Origin of the sequence: Edaphobacter acidisoli, assembly GCF_014642855.1 — a bacterium.
GTDB lineage: Bacteria > Acidobacteriota > Terriglobia > Terriglobales > Acidobacteriaceae > Edaphobacter > Edaphobacter acidisoli.
Genome location: NZ_BMJB01000001.1, coordinates 1,374,943 through 1,395,066, shown reverse-complemented (window position 1 = coordinate 1,395,066; position 20,124 = coordinate 1,374,943). Strand labels below are relative to the sequence as shown.

18 protein-coding genes are annotated in these 20,124 nt (G+C 60.4%); 14 read left to right on the top strand and 4 right to left on the bottom strand.

Annotated elements, in window-relative coordinates:
* The first annotated feature begins 63 nt into the window (after nt 1-63).
* The gene (locus IEX36_RS05660; protein ID WP_188758298.1) at nt 64-768 is read left to right on the top strand and encodes an alpha/beta hydrolase; all 705 of its coding nucleotides are present in this window, start codon (nt 64-66) and stop codon (nt 766-768) included.
* A gap of 367 nt (nt 769-1,135) precedes the next feature.
* Here the strand turns inward: IEX36_RS05660 and IEX36_RS05655 are convergent, their stop codons facing one another.
* Nucleotides 1,136-1,507: a DUF3592 domain-containing protein gene (locus tag IEX36_RS05655; RefSeq protein ID WP_188758297.1), complete on the bottom strand. Its 372-nt coding sequence runs from the start codon at nt 1,505-1,507 to the stop codon at nt 1,136-1,138.
* Between the two features lie 213 nt (nt 1,508-1,720).
* On the bottom strand, nt 1,721-3,343 hold the full coding sequence (locus IEX36_RS05650; protein ID WP_229668740.1) for a DHA2 family efflux MFS transporter permease subunit: 1,623 nt from the start codon (nt 3,341-3,343) through the stop codon (nt 1,721-1,723).
* Nucleotides 3,344-3,458: 115 nt separating this feature from the next.
* Here IEX36_RS05650 and dnaE point away from each other — a divergent pair, with 115 nt between their 5' ends.
* The 10 genes from dnaE (at nt 3,459) to IEX36_RS05600 (ending at nt 16,501) form a co-directional block, all read left to right on the top strand.
* Nucleotides 3,459-6,980 (top strand): DNA polymerase III subunit alpha, encoded by a 3,522-nt coding sequence (dnaE, locus tag IEX36_RS05645; protein ID WP_188758296.1) that lies wholly within the window; start codon nt 3,459-3,461, stop codon nt 6,978-6,980.
* A gap of 286 nt (nt 6,981-7,266) precedes the next feature.
* Nucleotides 7,267-8,124, top strand: a complete 858-nt coding sequence (locus tag IEX36_RS05640) for an acetyl-CoA carboxylase carboxyltransferase subunit alpha (RefSeq protein WP_188758295.1) — start codon at nt 7,267-7,269, stop codon at nt 8,122-8,124.
* Nucleotides 8,125-8,306: 182 nt separating this feature from the next.
* On the top strand, nt 8,307-9,326 hold the full coding sequence (locus IEX36_RS05635) for a CPBP family intramembrane glutamic endopeptidase (protein ID WP_188758294.1): 1,020 nt from the start codon (nt 8,307-8,309) through the stop codon (nt 9,324-9,326).
* 147 nt (nt 9,327-9,473) lie between these two features.
* On the top strand, nt 9,474-10,673 hold the full coding sequence (locus IEX36_RS05630) for a hypothetical protein (RefSeq protein WP_188758293.1): 1,200 nt from the start codon (nt 9,474-9,476) through the stop codon (nt 10,671-10,673).
* 100 nt (nt 10,674-10,773) lie between these two features.
* A complete protein-coding gene (locus tag IEX36_RS05625; protein WP_188758292.1) occupies nt 10,774-11,004 on the top strand; it encodes a hypothetical protein in 231 nt (76 codons plus the stop codon).
* 196 nt (nt 11,005-11,200) lie between these two features.
* Nucleotides 11,201-11,893: a dienelactone hydrolase family protein gene (locus IEX36_RS05620; RefSeq protein ID WP_188758291.1), complete on the top strand. Its 693-nt coding sequence runs from the start codon at nt 11,201-11,203 to the stop codon at nt 11,891-11,893.
* 234 nt (nt 11,894-12,127) lie between these two features.
* Nucleotides 12,128-12,394, top strand: a complete 267-nt coding sequence (rpsO, locus tag IEX36_RS05615; RefSeq protein ID WP_188758290.1) for a 30S ribosomal protein S15 — start codon at nt 12,128-12,130, stop codon at nt 12,392-12,394.
* A gap of 306 nt (nt 12,395-12,700) precedes the next feature.
* Complete coding sequence (gene pnp, locus IEX36_RS05610; RefSeq protein ID WP_188758289.1) at nt 12,701-15,097, top strand: polyribonucleotide nucleotidyltransferase; 2,397 nt, start codon at nt 12,701-12,703, stop codon at nt 15,095-15,097.
* A gap of 86 nt (nt 15,098-15,183) precedes the next feature.
* Nucleotides 15,184-16,050, top strand: coding sequence for a hypothetical protein (locus IEX36_RS05605; protein WP_188758288.1), 867 nt, complete (start codon nt 15,184-15,186; stop codon nt 16,048-16,050).
* Nucleotides 16,051-16,090: 40 nt separating this feature from the next.
* Complete coding sequence (locus tag IEX36_RS05600) at nt 16,091-16,501, top strand: hypothetical protein (protein ID WP_188758287.1); 411 nt, start codon at nt 16,091-16,093, stop codon at nt 16,499-16,501.
* Between the two features lie 95 nt (nt 16,502-16,596).
* Here IEX36_RS05600 and IEX36_RS05595 read toward each other — a convergent pair whose 3' ends face one another.
* Nucleotides 16,597-16,794, bottom strand: a complete 198-nt coding sequence (locus tag IEX36_RS05595; RefSeq protein WP_188758286.1) for a hypothetical protein — start codon at nt 16,792-16,794, stop codon at nt 16,597-16,599.
* A 217-nt stretch (nt 16,795-17,011) separates the two neighbouring features.
* On the opposite strand from IEX36_RS05595, the gene IEX36_RS05590 reads away from it, so the two are divergent.
* Nucleotides 17,012-17,191, top strand: a complete 180-nt coding sequence (locus IEX36_RS05590) for an Rcat domain-containing protein (RefSeq protein ID WP_188758285.1) — start codon at nt 17,012-17,014, stop codon at nt 17,189-17,191.
* A gap of 255 nt (nt 17,192-17,446) precedes the next feature.
* On the top strand, nt 17,447-18,361 hold the full coding sequence (locus IEX36_RS05585; protein ID WP_188758284.1) for a dimethylarginine dimethylaminohydrolase family protein: 915 nt from the start codon (nt 17,447-17,449) through the stop codon (nt 18,359-18,361).
* 84 nt (nt 18,362-18,445) lie between these two features.
* Here the strand turns inward: IEX36_RS05585 and pyrF are convergent, their stop codons facing one another.
* Nucleotides 18,446-19,168, bottom strand: a complete 723-nt coding sequence (pyrF, locus tag IEX36_RS05580) for an orotidine-5'-phosphate decarboxylase (protein ID WP_188758283.1) — start codon at nt 19,166-19,168, stop codon at nt 18,446-18,448.
* Between the two features lie 150 nt (nt 19,169-19,318).
* Between pyrF and thiD the strand changes: the two genes are divergently transcribed.
* Nucleotides 19,319-20,113, top strand: a complete 795-nt coding sequence (gene thiD / locus IEX36_RS05575; RefSeq protein WP_188758282.1) for a bifunctional hydroxymethylpyrimidine kinase/phosphomethylpyrimidine kinase — start codon at nt 19,319-19,321, stop codon at nt 20,111-20,113.
* Nucleotides 20,114-20,124: the final 11 nt, after the last annotated feature.

The following is a 20,124-nucleotide window of genomic DNA, read 5'->3' as shown; positions in this document are numbered from 1 at the left end:
GGTTCTTCCAGAATACGATACGGGTTGCGTGTTCCGGCTGCGTGCGGCGATAAACTTGGAACGATGAGTTCGATTGTTCCTGCTGCTTCCATTCAATCCATCGAAGATCTTCGCGGTCCGGCGGGGCGGCTGGAGGCGTTATTGAATACCGGGCATGTGGACGCTCGGTTTGCCGCGCTGGTGTGCCATCCGCATCCGGCGGGTGGCGGGACGATGCACAACAAGGTGGTGTACCACGCGATGAAGGCGCTGGCGTCGGTTGGGCTGCCGGTGCTGCGGTTTAATTTTCGCGGTGTGGGGTTGAGTGAAGGTGTCCACGACGAGGGGCGCGGCGAGCAGGACGATGTTCGTGCGGCGCTCGATTGGCTGGATGGACGGTTTGGTTTGCCGATGCTCTTCTGCGGGTTTTCGTTTGGGTCGTCGGTGGGGTTGCGGGCGTGTTGTCCGGATGGGCGGGTGAAGGGGTTGATTGGGTTAGGGGTTCCGGTCCACGCGGAGGGGCGGGATTACCACTACCGGTTTCTGCCGCAGTGCGGGCAGCCGAAGTTGTTTGTGAGCGGCGACCATGACCAGTACGGGCCGCGGGAGGTGATGGAGCGGATCTTCGCGACGGCCCCGGAGCCGAAGCGGCTGCGGTGGATTGCCGGGGCCGACCACTTCTTCCAGGGGACGGCGGAGTCGCCGGGCGCGAAGCTGGGGTTGATGCAGGAGGAGATGCGCGGGTGGCTGGCGGATACCTTCGGGTTGGTACCCCCTCCCCGTACTTAGGTACCAAAGTCTTCATTTCAAAAGGGTAAGCCCCTGGGGATATCCCTCAGGGGCTTGCTTGTCTCTACTGTTTTAAGTTTAGCAGGTTTGAGAAACTAAACCGCCAAGTGGAAGTGGTTTGGAATGAGTTGGAAGGGGTTGACAATGTGGTGAGCAATGCTTCATGGGGAAGGGGTTCGAGGCTATGGGGGAGTTGGGCGGCATCGGGGTCCTTCGACTCCGCTCCCTGTGGTCGCTTCGCTCAGGATGACGGCTTTTATTTGATACGGGAAAACGAGTGAAAAGCAGATTCTTCCCATTCGACTTCGCTCAGGGCAGGCTGCTGCGCTCAGAATGACAGGTAGGAGTGGCGGGTCCGGCGCAGTTTTTATGCACCGGTGGAGATGCGGAAGGGCAGGTTTTCGGCGTTGTCTTCGGGGAGGACGATGTTGGTGTCCGGGCTGGTGGGGTCGTAGCGGACTTTGACCGTTGGCGCTCCTTTGGCGAGGGTTTCGGATTGGTGGACTCCCATGGCTACGCTGCGGAAGTAGCCGCCGTAGTACTCGCCGTTGACGCTGAAGTGGAAGCGGGCTTCGATCTGGTTGGGGGTTGCTCCGGTGAGCTCGCTCTCGTCGGCGGCTGTGACTTGCCAGTGATTGACTTCGCCGGTGGCGGTGGGCCAGGCGTGAGCCTGCTCAATCAGCTTGTGGACGGTGTGACGGTGGAGCTGGGTGCGGATGAAGCCGAGAGGATTGCTCATGGTGCGTTTGGGCTCCTGGCTTTAGCTTTTAGCGCAAACGTGGATTGGATGCAATCGGTGTTCGGAGAGCCCACGTCTCAAAAGCGAGACGTGGCACCCGTACCGTGGTCGAGAAAACGGTTCGCGCCTTGCGCGAATGAGCCCAGGTCTCAAAATCGAGACCTGGGGCACCCGGCTACGCTCCTCCAAGGCTGCGATTGAATCAGAGCTTCCTTACTCTCCGCTGCTCTTTGGGGAGTGGAAGACCGGCTTCTTCATGATCCAGACGAAGGGGATGGTGAGGAACATGACGATGGCCATGACACGGAAGCCGTCAAGGTAGCTGAGCGCGGCGGCGTGTTCGAGCAGGCGTTGATAGAGCATGGCTGTTGCTCCGTGCGCTGCTCCTGAGGTGCTTCCGGTGTGATGGCTCAGATAGGTCCCGAGCTGCTGGACCATGCGGGCGGGCAGGCCTTGCTCTTCGGTCATCGTGGAGGACAGGCGGAGCTGGTGGAGTTGTTCGCGCCGCGCCTCGAATGCCGCGAAGACGGAGATGCCGATGCCGGCACCGAGGTTGCGGGCAAGGGCAATGAGGCTGGTTGCGTAGCCCATCTCCTGTTGCGGGATGGGGTCGACCGTGATGGTTGCCAGAGGGACGAACATGAAAGAGAGTCCGGCGCCCATGACTACTTCAGGCCAGAAGAAGCTCCAGGTGCCTGCGTTCATATTCAGGTACGAGAACATGAGCGCGCCGATGGCTGACATGGCGAGGCCGAAGCTCAGGAGGGCGCGCATGTCCCAGCGTCGGCCGATGACCCAGGCGGCGACAGGCATCATGGCGAGGGTGGCGATGCCTCGGGGCGCATTCCATGCGCCTGCGGTGATGGCCGGGAAGCCGAGGAGTTCCTGCATGAAGAGCGGTAGCAGGACGATGCTGCCGTAGAGCGAGAAGAAGAGAACCATCGAAAGGCAGGTTCCGGTGGCGAAGGTGCGGTAGCGGAAGAGGTGGAAGTGCACGACGGCGTCTTTTGTGTGCAGCTCCCAGAGGGTGAAGGCTACGAGCGCGACGACGGCGATGATGCTCATCGTGACGATGAAGTGGGAGCCGAACCAGTCGTCTTCCTGGCCTTTGTCGAAGACGATCTGGAGCGCGGCGATGCCGATGGCGAGCAGGCCGATGCCCCAGTAGTCGATGCGGCTGGTTGCGCGGCGAATGTAGGGCGGGTCGAAGACGTAGGTCCACACGAGAAAGAGGCTGAGCAGGCTGATGGGTATGTTGACGAAGAAGATCCAGCGCCATGAGAAGTCGGTGGTGAGCCAGCCGCCCAGCACAGGTGCGACGATGGGCGCGATGACGATGCCGAATCCCCAGAAGGCCATCGCCTGGCCGCGCTGTTCGCGGGGAAAGGCTTCGAGCATGATGGCGCGGGTGGTGGGCTGGAGCGAGCCTCCTGACGCTCCTTGCAGCACGCGGAAGAAGATGAGCGCGGGCAACGTTGGCGCGAGGCCGCAGAGGATGCTGGATACGGTGAATCCGACGATGCTCATCATGACCAGGCGGCGGCGCCCGAAGTGGTTCGACAGCCAGCCGGAGAGTGGGAGGATGATGGCGTTGGCGACGAGGTACGAGGTCAGCACCCAGGTGGCTTCGTCGACGGATGCGGAGAGGTTGCCGGCGATGTAGGGAAGGCTGACGTTGACGGCGGAGGTGTCGACCAGCTCCATCATGGCGGCGGTCATGACGGCGATGGAGATCATCCATCGGAGCCACTTGTCGGTTTGTATGCCGACCTCGTGTGTGCGGCTTGCCGGAGCGGAGGCTGGCGACTGCACGGCGATGGGCCCGGTGGATGCCACTTCTTCATGGTACGGGAGATAGAGGACAAAACGAGAAAGCGGCTGCCGCCACTCGAGAGCGGCAGGTAATTTCGTACCGCGTTTTCCTCTGCCGTGCGGTTCTACACTGGGGGTTATGGCGGCTGAGTTTACCCATCTTCATCTTCATTCGGATTATTCACTACTCGACGGGGCCTGCGATGTGGACAAGCTGGCGGCGCACGTCAGCAAGATTGGCCAGACGGCGGCGGCCATTACCGACCATGGCAATATCTTTGGCGCGGTGCACTTCTTCGATGCGATGCAGAAGAAGAACCTGAAGCCGATTCTGGGGTGCGAGCTTTACATCTCAAAGACAGCGAACCATCGTGAGCTGGCCGATGGGTATAACCACTTTCTTGTGCTGGCTGAGAGCGAAGAGGGCTATCGCAACCTGGTGCGGCTGACGAGCGAGGCGGCGCTGCATGGGTTTTATCGCAAGCCGAGGGTGTCGAAGGAGTTTCTGGCGAAGCATACGGAGGGGTTGATCGGTTTTTCCGGATGCCTTGCGGGTGAGCTGAATCAGTACCTGATGGCGGGCAAGTACGAAGAGGCGAAGAAGACGGCTGGGTTTTATCAGGACCTGTTTGGCAAGGGGAATTATTTTCTTGAGATTCAGGACCACGGGTTGCAACCGGATAAAGGTGTTTGCGACGCGCTCTTCAAGCTGGAACGCGAACTGGATATTCCGCTGATTGCGACGAACGATAGCCACTATGTGGCGAATGACGACAGCAAGGCGCATGAGATTTTGCTGTGCGTGCAGACGGCCGGGTCGATGAACGATCCGAACCGGTTCAAGTTCGACACGCAGGAGTTTTACATCAAGAGTGCGGAGGAGATGCATCGGACGTTTGCGGAAAACCCTGAGGTCTGCACGCGGACGATGCAGTTTGTTGACCGCTGCAATCTGAAGATGTCGAAGGTGAAGAACTCGTTTCCGGTGTTTGAGGTGCCGGAGGGTTACACGCTTGAAAGCTACTTCGAGCACGTGTGCCGGGAGGGTTTGAAGAAGCGGCTGGAGACGGCTGTGGCGCACCTGGAGTCGCGCGGGCTGCGGCGGAAGTCGGTTGCGGACTACCATGCGCGGCTGGAGCGGGAGCTCGATTGCATTAAGCAGATGAAGTTTCCGGGCTACTTCATGATCGTGTGGGACTTCATCCGGTATGCGAAGGAGCAGGGGATTCCGGTAGGGCCGGGGCGTGGTTCGGCGGCGGGGTCGCTGGTGGCGTACGTGATGGAGATCACGGACATTGACCCGCTGCAGAATGAGCTGCTGTTTGAGCGGTTTCTGAATCCGGAGCGCGTGTCGATGCCGGATATCGATATCGACTTCTGCATGAACCGGCGCGGCGAGGTGATTGATTACGTCAAGCGCAAGTACGGTGAAGACCAAGTGGCGCAGATCATTACGTTCAATACGATGGCGGCGAAGGCTGCGATCAAGGACGTAGGACGCGCGCTGGATATGCCGTACGGCGAGGTGGACCGCATTGCGAAGATGATTCCGACGACGATTGGAATCACGATTGAGCAGGCGATGAAGGATTCGCCGATGCTGGGGCAAGCTTATGACGGCGACGCGAAGGTGAAGGAAGTGATCGATGCCGCGATCAGGCTGGAGGGATTGATTCGCGGGGCGGGCGTTCACGCGGCGGGCGTGGTGATCGCTCCGGAGCCGCTGACGGAGCTGGTGCCGGTGACGCGCACGAAGGACGATGCTGTCGTCACGGCGTATGACATGAAGGCCGTCGAGAAGATGGGCCTGCTGAAGATGGACTTTCTGGGCCTGACGACGCTGACGGTGATCGATGACTGCTTGAAGCTGATTCAGCAGAATCGCGGCGAGGCGCTGGATATGGCTACGGTGCCGCTGGATGACGAGAAGACGTATGAGCAGGTGTTTCATCGCGCGCTGACCTCGGGCGTGTTTCAGTTTGAGTCGGGCGGGATGCGGGATGTGTTGCGGCGGTATAAGCCGACGACGGTGGAAGACCTGACCGCTTTGAATGCGCTGTATCGGCCGGGGCCGATTCAGGGCGGCATGATTGATGACTTCATTGAGCGGAAGTGGGGCCGGCGGGCGGTGGAGTATATGTTTCCGGAGCTGGAGCCGATTCTGCGTGAGACGCTGGGCGTGATTGTGTATCAGGAGCAGGTGATGCAGATCAGCTCGGTGATTGGCGGATATTCGCTGGGCGGCGCGGACTTGTTGCGGCGCGCGATGGGTAAGAAAGACCCTGCGGAGATGGCGAAGCAGCGCGATACGTTTATGGCCGGCGCGGTTGCGAAGGGATTTGCGAAGGACAGGGCCGGGGCGCTGTTTGATTTGATGGAGCAGTTTGCGGGGTACGGGTTTAACAAGTCGCACTCGGCGGCTTATGCGCTGCTGGCGTATCACACGGCCTGGCTGAAGACGCATTATCCGGTGGAGTTTATGGCGGCGCTGCTGACGAGTGAAACCTCGAAGCCGGAGAATGTCGTCAAATATATTTCCGAATGCCGCGAGATGAACATCGCCGTCGTGCCGCCGAATGTACAGGCGTCGTTTGCGAACTTCACGCCGGTGGGTGATGCGATTGGGTTTGGGCTGGCCGCGATCAAGAACGTCGGGCACAACGCGATTGAGTCGATTATTGCGGCGCGTGCGGCGCTGCAGGCGGAGGGGCGGCAGGGGTTCAAGAGCCTGTGGGAGTTCTGCGAGAAGGTCGATCTGCGGCTGATGAACAAGCGCGTGATCGAGTCGCTGATTAAGGCTGGCGCGATGGATAGCTTTGGCGGGCGTGGGCAACTGACCGTGGCTCTCGATAAGGCGATGGAGCGCGCGCAGAAGGCTCAAAAGGACGAGGCCGCGGGGCAGAGCGGGTTGTTTGGGATCTTTGACGATGCAGGTCCGGCGGCGGGCGCGCAGGATGATGCGTTGCCGAGCGTTGCGGACTGGGACGAGCATACGCGGTTGCAGCACGAGAAAGAGGTGCTTGGGTTCTTTGTGTCGGGGCATCCGATGGATAAGTATCGGGAGAAGCTGCGGAATTTGAAGGTGGTCGATACGGCTACGGCGTGCGAGATGAAGCCTGAGCCGCAGACGTTTCGGCGGCGTGGCGAGGAGCCGCAGAATGAGATTCAGATTGCCGGCGTGATTACGGGGCTGAAGGTGGCGAAGTCGAAGCGGTCGGGCGAGCTTTATGCGCAGGCTGGTTTGGAAGATACGACGGGCAAGATTGAGTTGATTGTGTTTCCGCAGAGCTACGAGAAGCTGGCGGAGAAGCTGAAGATCGATGTGCCGGTGCTGGTGCGTGGGGCGTTGCGGGGTGAGGAGGATTCGGCTCCGAAGCTGGCGGTGTCGGCGATTCAGGCGCTGGAGGATGTGAAGATCAAGCTGCCGGATGCGCTGCGGATCAAGGTGCCGCTGCACTCGCCGGATACGGCGCTGCTGGAGAAGCTGCATGCAATTCTGGCGGGGGCTCCGGGTAAGGGGAAGCTGCTGCTGGACCTGGAGGAGCCGGGGGAGTTCTGTGCGGTGCTGGAGCCGCAGGGAGTGACAGTGGCGGCGGACCGGTTGTTTATTGATCGCGTGGAGGAGCTGGTGGGGCGAGGGAGTGTGCGGGTGATGGAGTGATGGACGATGGGTGAGCGAGTGTTTGCTTTCCCACCCATCGCATGAAGCCGCGATGGATGGGGCACCCGTACGTTTGTGGCGGGTGAAGGAACAGCAGATTCCTCCGCTTCGCTGTGCAAAAGCAAAAGTGTCTACGAAATGGAGATGCAAAGCAGGTCCTCCGGCTGCGGCGAAGGATGACAGCTTTCATCGGAGCGGATGCCGATGCTTTTGAGTGGAAGCGTCTGACCTCAATCGGGAAATGCCGGTACAATCGTAGGTGCACGAACGACTCTATACGATAATTATGGCTGAACACGAAGCAGGCAGACATACTCATTCCCAGCACGTCGAGGAACCGCCTCCCGAGGCGTGGGTCAAGACGGAGCTGGCGCGGCACCCGCAGCGCCCTTATCCGATGGACTTTATCGAGGCACTGTTTACCGACTTCAGCGAGATCCACGGCGACCGCGCGTTTGGCGACGACGCGGCCATGAGCTGCGGCATGGCGTATTTTCATGGCGAGCCGGTGATGGTGGTCGGCAACCTGAAGGGCCGCACGCTGAAGGAGCGTGTGGCGCGCAAGTTTGGCAGCCCCGATCCCGAGGGCTATCGCAAGGCGATGCGTGCGATGAAGATTGCTGAGAAGTTTGGGCGGCCGATCTTTACGTTCATTGATCTTGCGGGCGCGAACCCGGGGATTGGCGCAGAGGAGCGCGGGCAGGGCGAGGCGATTGCGCGGAACCTGCTAGAGATGTCGCGGCTGCGAGTGCCGACGATTGCGACGATTACGGGCGAGGGCGGCTCGGGCGGCGCTCTGGCGTTGGCCGTGGCGGACAAGGTGTTGATGCTCGAGAACGCGATCTATTCGGTGATCTCGCCGGAGGGATGCGCGTCGATTATGTGGAAGGACGCGGGGAAGAAGCAGCATGCCGCGTCGGCCCTGAAGTACACGGCGGACAGCGTGCGGCAGCTCGGCTGCGTGGACGACGTGTTGCCTGAGCCTGAGGGCGGCTCGCACAACGATCCGGCAGCGGCGATGGCGATTGTGGATGAGAAGCTGCGCTATCACATGGGCGAGCTGCGGGCGCTTTCGCTCGATGAGCTGCTGGAGCGGCGGTACAGGAAGTTCCGCAATATAGCGCAGTTTTATAACGTCGTTTAGTTGTTGCAGGGGGCAGGATGGTTGCGGCTCCGAGCAAAATGCGGGGGTTCTTCGCTTCGCGTTGCTCACGGTCAGAATGACAGACCGAGATATTGCGGGCGATGCGGGAGTGGACAAAATAAAGCGGCGCACTCGAAGCGATAAGACACAATGCTTCGTGCGCTGTCCTGGAGCGGCGATACTTGCAGGCGTTTGATTCGACACCACGGGAGCGTACGGGGCGCGTGTTTCAGTTTGCGCTGTTCATCACGTCGGTGGCGTGGGTGCTGGCGGCGCAGGGGCTGGCGGCGCGCGCGGCCAGCGGCATCTCGATGGCATTCGACATGGGAGCGGAGCGATATCTGCTGAGTGCGCTCTTCTTCGTGTTTTTGCTGTGGGTGGGATTTTCGTTGCTGCAGGCGATTTCACTTGGCTCCGCGACTGCGCGAGAGGTGCTGGGGTTGCCGCGGCGTGCGACTTCGCGCAGGGAGTGGGCCGTTGGCGCTGCGATTGGCTGGGGAGCGGTCGCAGTGGCGGTGCTGCCGATGGCGCTGGCTGGAGCGTTGCATGTGCGGTTCTGGACGGGGTTTCGTTCGTATGAGCTGGCGATCATCAACCTGTTGACGCTGGCCGCCGCGGCGCTGGCCGAAGAGGTTGCGTTTCGAGGATTTCCTTTCAGGCGTTTGATTGAAGCGATCGGGCCGGTGAAGGCGACGATCGTCATGGCGTTTCTGTTTGGCGCGATGCATCTGCTGAACCCCGATGCTACGTGGATCAGCACGCTGATTACGATGCTGGCGGGCGTGCTGCTTTCGATTGCGTGGCTGCGGACGCGTGGGTTGTGGCTGCCGTGGGGGCTGCATTTTGGGTGGAACGCGAGCATGGGAGTGCTGTTCGGGCTTCCGGTGAGCGGGCTGGTGACGTTTTCGACCGTGGTGCAGACGCGGGCGATTGGGCGTGAGTGGCTGACGGGCGGCGATTACGGGCCGGAGGCTGCGTTGCTGACGGGGGTGGTGCTGGTGGTCGCGATGGCGGTGCTGGTGCGGGCGACGCGTGACTATGCGTGGCACTACACGTATGAGGCTCCGGTGCCGGGCGGGTATCCGATGGAGGCGAAGCCTCCTGCGGTGCATGCGGCGATGGAAGAGCAGGCGAGGCCGGGTGGGCTGGTGCAGATTCTGCCTGCGCCAAGTGGGCCTCCGCCGACGGATGAGACGAAGTAGACCCTACCCCCGCCGCTGCGTCTTGAGGCACCCGGGAAATATGAGAGCGAACGCATGGCATGAAACTTAATTGACTGAGTGTGGCTGGCGGGCACTTGTCAAAAGAGAAGAGAAGGCGCAAGCTGTTGGTATCCGTGAGGTGCTTGTATGGCACTGCGCACATGGTCTCTGGTGGTTGTGGTGCTGGCTCTCAGCGCAACTGCGGCGAGGGCTCAGGTGTTTGTTGTGGGCGAAGCGTCCGCTACGGATGGAATCAAGACGAGCTTTACTCCCACGCATGTTCCTCTCTCGAAAGACAAGCTGACGGAGCTTGGACGGAGAGAGCTGGTTCGCAATCTGGAAGATGAGCAGGGCTTCGCGCATATAGCGCTGCCGGTGACGGCGGCGATGAAGCTGGATGCGAATGGGCCGTTGTCGCCGGGGCCGACTGAGTACAGGCAACTGCTCTACACGAAGGGGCAGGCGGTTGAGTTGGGCGGCCGCGTGATGATTACCAGCATGGAGTTCAAGGGTGACCGCATCATTCTGGACCTGAACGGCGGGCCTTATGTGAAGCACCGTTTTCTGCGGCACGTTCAACTGAACGACAGCAATGTAGTGGGACAGACGATCATGGACCAGGCGACGGGGTCGCGGATTACGCTGGTCTTTCCGGGATATATTCCTGCGATTTCGGCTCCAGAGGTGAAGTCGTTGCTGGCGCCGGTGATTGATTTTGGGGTGAAGAACTCGGCGGAGGCATACGCGGATACGCTGCCGCCGCTGGTGAAGACTTCGATTGAAGAGCACAAGGTGTTGGTGGGGATGAACCAGCGCATGGTGCTGGCGGCGCTGGGCGAGCCGGAGAACAAAGTCCGCGAACATGAGAATGGCGATCCGAATGCTCCGATACATGAGGATTGGATATACGGGCATGTGCCGCAGACGGTGCGCTTCATCCGGTTTCAGGGAGATCGTGTGACGCGCGTGGAGATTGCGGCGCTGGGCAAGCCGCTTGAGGTTCACGATCAGGATGAGATGGGCGGATACAATCCTGGACCGCCGACGCGGGAGATTTCGCTGGGCGATCAGCAGCCGGGCTCAGGGCGGCAGGCCCCGCCCACGTTGCGCAAGCCGGGTGAGCCGATTCCGGCTGGCGGCGAGGGCAAGGTGCAGTTCCCGAACAGCACGGACAAGCAGCCTACAGCACAGCCGATTCCTGCGCCGCCAAGTGCACCGGATGTGGACCTGCCGGCGTCGCAGACGGGGCCGACGATGGGGCCGCCGCAGCAGGGTAATCCGCAGAGCAATCCGCAGATAGGCGCGCCGCCGGTTGCGCCGGGGCAGCGGATGCAGCAGCCATCGTAGGGTGTGATCTCTGCGTTGCACCTCTTTACCTAAAATCCTGCATCTGAATGGAACGGGGATTTCATTGCCGCCTTCGTGCGCCTCTTATACTGGTTTGGAGATGATTGAGAGCATTCGATTTTTGTGGAACGCGACGCGGGGCGATCGACTGCGGCCGTGGCGGAGCAAGTACCTGCGCTGGCGGCTGGAGACTTACTCGGGGAAGTGGGCTGAGTCGGTGGAGCTGAAGGATTTCTGGGAGATGTTCTGGAAAGAGAAGCGGCAGGTGATGCGGTTTCTGCGTTGGACCGGCGAGATGAAGCAGTATGCGGAGCCGGAGCGGAGGGAGTAGTCCCAGGGGCTAAAGCCCCTGTTTTTTTTTGGCTGGTGTGCCCGGACTGAAGTCCGGGCCTATCTCAGGAATAATGACAACGACAACAGCAACGGCAAAGGCAAAGACAACGGCAAGGCAACGACAACAGCAAAGACAACGGCAACGGCGTTGGTTGGGCAGTAGAGATGGAGACTAGCAAAGAGAGGATGGAACGATGAGCGAGCGGGTGAAGTTAACGGCTGTGGATGGGCATGAGCTGGAGGCGTACGTTGCGCATCCTGCGGGCGCGCCGAGGGGTGCGGTGGTGCTGGTGCAGGAGATCTTCGGGATCAATTCGCATATTCGCGGTGTGGCGGATGGGTATGCGAAGGATGGGTATCTGGTGGTCGCTCCGGCGTTGTTTGACCGGTTTGAGCGTGGGTTGGAGTTGCAGTATACGGGCGAGGATTCGAAGAAGGCGTATGAGCTTTATGGGAAGCTCAATCCTGAGGTGCAGATGAAGGACGTTGCGGCGGCGTTTGAGTTTGCCAGGAAGACGGTTGGTAATGCGATTGGCGTGATTGGGTATTGCTATGGCGGGTTGATGAGCTGGGTGACGGCGACGCGCGGCGAGACGCTGAAGGTGCAGCCGGCCTGCTGCGTGTGCTACTACCCCGGCGGAATTGGGAAGTATGCGTCGGAGGAGCCGAGCTGCCCGGTGATGATTCATATTGGCGCCGATGACTCGCATATTGGGCCGGAGCAGGTGGAGCCGGTGAAGAAGGCGCATCCTGAGGTGGAGGTGTTTATTTACAAGGGCGCGGACCATGCGTTCAACCGCGCCGCGGACCCGGCGAAGTATCGTGAGGCGGCGGCGAAGCTGGCGCGGGAGCGGACGCTTGAGTTTTTGCGGACGAATGTGGGGTGAAGAGTCAGCGAGTTAGCAAGTTAGCGAAAGAGCTGACTGTCAGCTCGTTCTGCGGCTTCGCACAGGATGGCAATTCAAGGTGAGATGGTATGCCTGCGGTGTTCAACGATGAGGCGCAAATGTTTGATTGTGCTGGAAATGTTTGCGTCTGGATTTATTGCCGTGTGCGCGGAAGCGATGCTATTCTAGTTAGAACACGAGAGTGATTAGAAGAGATCAGGAGTAGGAACCGCTGTGCTAGCACCCGCCAAGAAGACCGACATTATTGAAAAATTTCGCACGCATGATTCGGACACGGGAAGTCCGGAGGTGCAGATCGCCATTTTGAGCGAGCGCATCGGACAGTTGACCGAGCACTTCAAGGAACACAAGAAGGACCACGGATCGCGCCGCGGCTTGCTGATGCTGGTGAGCAAGCGTCGCCGTCTGCTCGACTACCTGAAGCGGAATGACGCTGACCGGTATCGTGAGGTCATCGGCAAACTGGGAATCCGCAAGTAACCCCGAGCATCCTGTCCGGAGCACCGTTACAGCATGGAAGCACACATGGCCCGACCTTATCTGGCGGCGAACTTCGTGCAAGACCTAAGCGGGTCTTGTGGCTGGAGTCGCTGACAATGGCGGGCCCAGTGTTGTGCTGCCTGGTTTCGAGCTTCGGCGACGATGGATCCATGCCACAACATTCAATTTTCAACGAGCGCAGTCTGGCGGCCAGATAGTGGCCACGCCGGGTTGCGCTTTTTTCGCGCCCGCCAGAGTGACGGCGCGACACAAGCTTAAAGACGAACGATAGAAAAGAGAGACGATATGAAACAGGACGTGACAGTAGAGCTTGCTGGTGGCAGGCAGATTAAATTTGAGACGGGACGGTTGGCCAAGCAGGCCTCCGGCGCAGCGCTGGTTTCGAGCGGCGACAATGTGGTGCTTTCGACGGCTGTGGCTTCGCCTGAGCCGAAGGAAGGCATCGACTTCTTCCCGCTGACCGTGGAGTACCGCGAGTTCACCTATGCGGGTGGACGCATTCCGGGCGGGTTCATCAAGCGTGAGGGAAGGCCGAGCGAGAAGGAGATCCTGACGAGCCGTCAGATCGATCGCCCGATTCGTCCGCTGTTTCCGGAGGCGTTCCGCAATGAGACGCAGGTGGTTGCGTTTGTGTACTCGGCGGACAAGGAGAATGACCCCGATGTGCTGGGCATCAACGGCGCGAGCTGCGCGCTGGCGCTGAGCGATATCCCGTTCCACGGGCCGGTGGGCGCGGTGCGGATTGGATTGGTCGATGACCAGTTCATCGTGAACCCGACATATACGGAGCGTGCGAAGAGCAAGCTGAACATCATGGTCGTCGGCACGAAGGACGGCATTGTGATGATTGAGTCGGGCGCGAATGAAGTGGCTGAAGAGCGCGTGGTGGACGCGATTGAGTTTGCGCACACGGAGATCAAAAAGATCTGTGTAGCGATTGAAGACCTGGTTGCGCGCGCGGGCAAGCAGAAGCGGCTGGTGACGGCGGTCGAGATCGATAAGGAATATCTGGCCGCTCTGACTGCGAAGATTGGCGCGCGGCTGAAGGATGCGCTGGATACGAAGAAGCATCCGAAGTTTGAGAGCTACGCGAAGGTGAAGGAGCTGAAGGACGAGCTGAAGGCGGAGATTGCGCCGGAGGACACGGCCGCGCTCAAGAAGCTTGGCAAGTACTACGAGATTCTGCGCGAGAACATCTTCCGCGAGCAGGTGCTGAATGAGCGGATTCGTCCGGATCATCGCGCGTTCGATGAGATTCGTCCGATCTCGATTGAAGTAGGCGTGCTGCCGCGAGTGCACGGGTCGGCGGTGTTTACACGTGGCGAGACGCAGGCGCTGGTATCGGCCACGCTGGGCACGACGGACGATGCGCAGCGGCTGGAGAGCTACGAGGGCGAGGTCAAGCGACGGTTCATGCTGCACTACAACTTCCCGCCGTTCTCGGTGGGTGAAGTGGGCAGGATGAGCGGCGTGGGTCGCCGCGAGATTGGACACGGTGCGCTGGCTTCGCGGGCGATTGAGGCGGTGCTGCCTGATGAGACGCAGTCTCCGTATACGCTGCGGGTGGTGTCGGACATTCTGGAGTCGAATGGGTCGTCGTCGATGGCGACGGTGTGCGGTGCGTCGCTGTCGCTGATGCAGGCGGGCATTGAGCTGAAGGGCTCGGTTGCCGGCGTGGCGATGGGGTTGGTGAAGGAGGGCGACAAGTACGCTGTTCTGACCGATATTGCTGGTGCGGAAGATCACTACGGGGACATGGACTTCAAGGTTGCCGGTACGCGCAATGGGATTACGGCGCTCCAGATGGACATCAAGATCATGGGGATTACGCCGCAGATTATGCGCGAGGCGCTGGAGCAGGCGCGCAAGGGACGGCTATTCCTGCTGGACAAGATGGATGCGGTGATCGCGGGTGCGAGCAAGGAGAAGTCGCAGTTTGCTCCGCGGATTCATACGCTACAGATTCCGACGGATAAGATTCGCGATCTGATCGGGCCGGGCGGCAAGGTGATTCGCGGAATCATCGATGCGACGGGCGTAAAGATCGACGTGGACGATACGGGCCGCGTGAATGTGGCTTCGAGCGATGCGGATGGTCTGGCGCGCGCGCTGCAGATGATAGGCGACATCACGGCTGTGCCTGAGGTTGGGAAGACCTACCTCGGTAAGGTAGTGCGGATTGCGGAGTTCGGTGCGTTTGTTGAGATCTTCCCCGGTACCGATGGCTTGCTGCACGTCTCGGAGATTGCAGAGCATCGCGTGAAGGAAGTGAAGGACGAACTGCGCGAGGGCGATCAGATTCTGGTGAAGGTGCTGGCGATTGAAGGCAACCGCATCAAGCTGTCGCGCAAGGCAGTGTTGCGTGAGCAGCGAGCCAAGCTTGGGTTGCCGGAAGTTGGTGCGGCTGCTCCGAATGGCAATGGCGCGGAGGCTGCTCCGCAGACGCGTGGCGGACACGCGGCTGATGCAGAGGAAGTCGACGGCGAGGACGAGGAGGACTTCGACGAGGAGGGAGATGAGGCCGAGGATGAGCCGAACTTCAACCGCGCCGAGGCTCCAGTGCCGGCTGGCGGACAGGGCCAGGGGCAAGGCCGTCCGGGTGGTCAGGGTAATCGTCGTGGTGGACGGCGTCGTCGTGGCCGCAAGGGGCCGGGCGCTCCGCAGGGCGGCGGCAACCGGTAAGGCAGTAGCATAAATGAAAAAGAGGTCGCGCAGGTGCGCGGCCTCTTTGCTTTGCGGGTAGATGGAATGGAGAGCGGGATGAGGCGATGAGTTGGAGAGTCTGGCTGGCATTCGCGGTTCTCTGCGCGCTCTCTGCGTGTGCGTCGTTGGTTGCTTTTTCAGGCGGCGATGCATGGAGCGGCGTTCGACGCCAAGGGGTGGAACTTGCAGCTGTTGGGACCGGAGCTGGTCTTTGTGCGCTGATCTGGAACGGAGGCCGCGCCAGGTTGAAATGGCGCAGTCGGCTCTTGCTGGCCGTCGGTGGGCTCGGATTCTTCGGCGTTCCGGCGCTGTTCTTTGCCGGGGTGACTTCGAGACTGACGGATACGATCGGTGTGGCAGGGTTCTCCGCGATCCCGGTTGCGGTGGTGGTGATCGAATCGCTGTCTCGAGACGACACCATGCGGTTGCTGCTTCCTTCGCTGGCCGGTCTTGGTGGTCTGCTGTTATTGCTTCCGCTTGAAATGCCTGCGGACACTGCCGGTTGGATTCCGTTTGGTGGTTTGATCGTCACAGTGCTGCTGATCGCTGCTTTGAGTGTCTGGCTGCATAAGGCTCTTCAGGGTGTTGGCTTTGCGGAGGCGACTGCGGCGGTGTGTCTTCCACCTGGGCTGGGTTTGTTGCTGTGTGGGCACGGCGGTCAGGGCTTCGGTGGCCTGCCGGGAGCGTGGATATTGGTTTCTGGCGCGGTGAGTACGCTGCTGACGGTGTGGCTTTTGCGTGAGATGCGTCCCGTGCGATTTGCCGCTCGTTATTTGATTGTCCCTTTGCTGGTGCTGGCCGTAGGTTTTGTTCTGTGGACGCCGCGATTCACGATCAGGATGGGTTGCGGAATTGCTTTGCTGACATGCGGCGCCGCGCTGCTGTTGATGTTGCGGTGTGATGACAAAAGCGAGGTCCTGTCTCTGCGCTGATACTTTTTCCGATCCGTGTGGTGGGGATAAACTTTCAGTCATGGCTGCTTCGATGTACATCGTGGTTGAGGGTGATGACCCTGGGTTCGATATTTTTGTGAATGGGCGCTCGATGGCGCGGCATGAGGATGCGCTGGAACGGCTGGCGCTTAAGCTAGGGGTGAAGCCGCTGATTGAGTTCTTTTCGGCAGATGAGAACTCGATGTCGCTGCTGATTGAAGAAGGTGCGGGAGACAAGGACCTGATTCGCCGGCTGCCTCCGCCGCAGTGGTATTCCCCCGCGGACGGGTTAAGGACGGTGCTGGCGCTGGTGGACACCTTGCAGCATGAGCCGCAGCAGTTGGGGAGCGAGGGAGAACAGGTGCTCGCGGAGCTGATGGAGTATGCGGTGGTGCTGGAGAAGACCAGGGCGCGGGACCTGCGATGGCACCTGGCGGTGAGCTGGCGGTAGGCTTGTGGCCTGATAAGAACCCCACCTTAGCGGCGATAAACTGCCGCGAAGATGGGGCACCCGGATTCATGATTTGCTACAAGCCGGACTTGCGGCTAGGTGGCTTTGCGCTGGAATGCGGTCTTCTTTGCAGGGGCCTTGCTGGCCTTGGCTGAAGGCCCGGAGTCGGCGTGGGTACTCTTGGCCGAGTCGTTGAGCTTGGCGGCTTTTTCGCGCAGGGCCTGGAGCCGGGCCGCCTTGGGGCCGAGTCCGCCGATCTTTTGCGTGGGAGCTTTGGGGATGAAGTCGTTCATGTGAGGGATTTTCTCATGAACAGGCAGGTGGCTGCATGGGGGCTTTTCCGCACATGCAGGCAGCGTACCCCTCAGGGCTGTGGTCGTGTAGACTGTTAAGAGGCTCTCAATCGCAGTCTTTCTCGCCGTGGTTTCGTTGTGGCTTTCCGCGACAACCCTTGAGAAGTTCGATTCGCGCGCACGGGCCGCACTATCTGAAACAGGGAGATGAGGGATTATGGCAAAGATTGCCAAGACTGGTGACCGCAAGAAAGTCATGGATACGCAGAAGAGCACGGATTGTCCGAAGTGCTCCAAGCCGACGCGCATCGTCAAGCGCGTGAAGGACCGCGAGCGCGGTGTTCCGGGTGGGGTGTATATCTCGTGCTCGGCTTGTGATTTTTACGAGAAGCTGTAACGGTGCCGCTGATGCTGTTTTTCGGTGTCGATCAATTTTCATCAACTGATTTGAGAGCTGCAAGATGCAGCGGTGAAAGAGCCCCAGGAATGGGGCTTTTTTGCTGGCAATTCATTTGGTTTTCATGCGGTTGTCAACTGTATTCCGAATGTGGTAGGCCGAACCAAAGTTGTACAGAAAATCATTAGTGCCGGACTTGACTAAGGCCTATTGGGAGGGGCAGACTCTAGACCGGAAAGTAGGAAAACGGCTTTTATGAATACCACCTGCAGTACAGCTTCTTCCCTCGCTTCAACCTTTGCTCCACTTCCCCATTTCGACAAACCAACCTACCTGATGTGTCCTCCGGAGTGGTATGACGTTAACTACGTCATTAACCCCTGGATGGCGGGAAATCTTCATCAGCCTGCGCGCGATGTGGTGTTTGCGCAGTGGAAGAACCTGTATCAGCATCTACAGCAGATCGCTGACGTGCGGCTGTTGCCGGCTCGGAAGGGGTCGCCTGACATGGTGTTTGTGGCCCACGCGGCGCTGGTGCAGCATGGGGTCGCAGCCATTTCGAGCTTTGCGCACAAGCAGCGCGAGCCCGAGGAACAGCATCTGCGTAAGTGGTTGCAGGATGCTGGCTTCCTGCTGTGGGAGACGCCGCGGGAGACTTCCTTCGAGGGCGAAGGCGATGCGCTTTTTGACGAGAAGGGGCAGCATCTTTGGGCTGCGCATGGCGTCAGGACGTGCAAGCAGAGCCATAAGCATGTTGCAGATGCGTGGCATGTTGGCGTGACTTCGCTGCACCTGATGGACCCGAGGTTCTTCCATCTGGATATGTGCTTTGCGCCGTTGGGCCTGGGGCATGTGATGTACTTCGCGGAGGCGTTTGACGCGGCTTCGATCAAGAAGATTGAGGCGGCGTATCCGGCGGAGAAGCGCATTGTGGTCAATGAGCACGAGGCGACGCAGTTTGCCTGCAACGTGATCAACATTGGCGACCGCATCCTGATGGGCAAGGTCGGGACGGACCTGGCTAGTCGGCTGAGGCGTCTTGGCTACGATGTGGCTGAGTTGGACCTGAGCGAGTTTCAGCAGAGCGGAGGATCGGCCAAGGCGCTGGCGCTGCGTCTGAGCGACAGCAATGTCGTGGCGGAGAAGCAGAACGTCGGGAACAGGCAGTAGGAATCAGACAAGACGGCCACGGATTTGTGCAGATCTCACGGATTGATTTTCATCTCGTGAATTTCGCGTGAATCCGTGGCCGTTTCACGTTGTGGGTGCTCCGGCGGTGATCTCGTCGAGGATGGCGCGGGCGGCCCGAATGGGGCTGGCGGCGCGGGTGATGGGACGGCCGACGACGAGCATGGATGCTCCTGCGGCCATGGCTGATTCGGGCGTAGCGACGCGTTTCTGGTCGTTCAGGGCTGCTCCTGCGGGGCGGATACCAGGGATGACGAGCAGGGCGTCCTGGCCGAGTTCGGAGCGCAGGGTGGCGACTTCTTCAGGTGAGCAGACCATGCCGTCGATGCCGCACGAGTGGGCGAGTTTGGCCAGGCGGAGTGCTTGCACGGCGGGAGTGTCCGGGATGCCTATGCCGGCGAGCTCGACCGAGTCCATGCTGGTGAGAACGGTGACGGCGAGCAGGCGCGGCGAGCCGGGCGCAGTGGCTGCCTGAGCGGCAGCGGTCATCATGGCGGCGCCTCCGCAGGCGTGGATGGTCAGCAGCGATGCTCCTGCGGCGGTGGCGGTGCGGACGGCGCTGGCGACGGTGTTGGGGATGTCGTGGAGCTTGAGGTCGAGGAAGACGTCGAAGCCGCGGTTGCGGAGGTCTTCGATGAGGCGGTTGCCGGCGGCGAAGTAGAGTTCGAGGCCGACCTTGAACCACTGGCAGGCGTCGCCGAGTGAGTCGACGAGATCGAGGGCCTGGCGGGCATCGGGGAAGTCGAGGGCTACGATGAGGTGGTCTTTGGGGTCGAATCTTGAGGTCACGCTTTTAGTTTAGCGGGTGTGGGGCAGATAACGCAGTGGTGGTCTTCATCGAGACACGTGGAGCTTTGGGCACAATGCTGGGGTTCTTCGCTGCGCTCAGAATGACCGACATAGGGGAGACGTGTTTGCGAGTGGGTGATAATCGAGTGGATGAAGACGGTTTTGACGATTGCGGGGTTTGATCCCTCGTCGGGTGCTGGAATTACGGCGGACCTGATGGTGTTTCGCGCGCATGGGTTGTTTGGGACTTCTTGCATTACAGGGTTGACGGTGCAGTCTACTGTGGGGGTGCGCGGTATGCATCCGGTCAAGGCCGAGGTGGTGCGGGAGACGCTGGATTGCCTGTGGGACGATCTGCCTGCGGCAGGGATCAAGATTGGGATGCTGGCGACGGCGGCGAATGTAGTGGCTGTCGCGGATTTTCTGGAGCGCGTTCGCAGGACGGGTGTTGCGGTTGTGCTGGACCCGGTGCTGCGGTCGAGTTCGGGCAGAGAGCTGTTGGAGGCCGATGGCGTCGCGTTGATGCGTGAGCGGCTGTTGCCGCTGGTGGATTGGGTGACTCCGAATCTGGATGAGCTTGCGATGCTCTCCGGCAGACGTGTTGCCGAGCGCGACGATGTACCGGAGGCGGCGCGGGCGTTGCAACGGGCTGTGCGCGGGTTGAGCGTGATGGCTACGGGCGGGCATCTCGCGGTGCCGGACGATTTTGTGATGACGGCAGATGGCAGGATGCGCTGGCTGTCCGGCGAGCATGTGGAGACCAGTTCGACCCATGGGACCGGGTGCGCGCTTTCGAGCGCGTTGCTGTGCGGACTGGTGCGGGGCGATGCAGATGCTCCACGCAGCGCGAAAGAGTATGTGACGGGTGCGTTGCGCGCCGCGCATGCAATGGGGAAGGGGCGCGGACCGGTGGAGCATCTTTGGCAGATGCGGTGGGATGACTGATTAAAAAGAAA

Bases quoted from the DNA above. Each gene is read 5' to 3' on its own strand.
- thiD (WP_188758282.1), top strand. From the start codon at position 19,319: ATGAAGACGGTTTTGACGATTGCGGGGTTTGATCCCTCGTCGGGTGCT.
- IEX36_RS05590 (WP_188758285.1), top strand. From the start codon at position 17,012: ATGGCAAAGATTGCCAAGACTGGTGACCGCAAGAAAGTCATGGATACG.
- IEX36_RS05655 (WP_188758297.1), bottom strand. From the start codon at position 1,507: ATGAGCAATCCTCTCGGCTTCATCCGCACCCAGCTCCACCGTCACACC.
- IEX36_RS05630 (WP_188758293.1), top strand. From the start codon at position 9,474: ATGGCACTGCGCACATGGTCTCTGGTGGTTGTGGTGCTGGCTCTCAGC.
- IEX36_RS05595 (WP_188758286.1), bottom strand. From the start codon at position 16,794: ATGAACGACTTCATCCCCAAAGCTCCCACGCAAAAGATCGGCGGACTC.
- IEX36_RS05660 (WP_188758298.1), top strand. From the start codon at position 64: ATGAGTTCGATTGTTCCTGCTGCTTCCATTCAATCCATCGAAGATCTT.
- pnp (WP_188758289.1), top strand. From the start codon at position 12,701: ATGAAACAGGACGTGACAGTAGAGCTTGCTGGTGGCAGGCAGATTAAA.
- IEX36_RS05620 (WP_188758291.1), top strand. From the start codon at position 11,201: ATGAGCGAGCGGGTGAAGTTAACGGCTGTGGATGGGCATGAGCTGGAG.
- IEX36_RS05605 (WP_188758288.1), top strand. From the start codon at position 15,184: ATGAGTTGGAGAGTCTGGCTGGCATTCGCGGTTCTCTGCGCGCTCTCT.
- IEX36_RS05585 (WP_188758284.1), top strand. From the start codon at position 17,447: ATGAATACCACCTGCAGTACAGCTTCTTCCCTCGCTTCAACCTTTGCT.
- IEX36_RS05640 (WP_188758295.1), top strand. From the start codon at position 7,267: ATGGCTGAACACGAAGCAGGCAGACATACTCATTCCCAGCACGTCGAG.
- IEX36_RS05600 (WP_188758287.1), top strand. From the start codon at position 16,091: ATGGCTGCTTCGATGTACATCGTGGTTGAGGGTGATGACCCTGGGTTC.
- IEX36_RS05625 (WP_188758292.1), top strand. From the start codon at position 10,774: ATGATTGAGAGCATTCGATTTTTGTGGAACGCGACGCGGGGCGATCGA.
- dnaE (WP_188758296.1), top strand. From the start codon at position 3,459: ATGGCGGCTGAGTTTACCCATCTTCATCTTCATTCGGATTATTCACTA.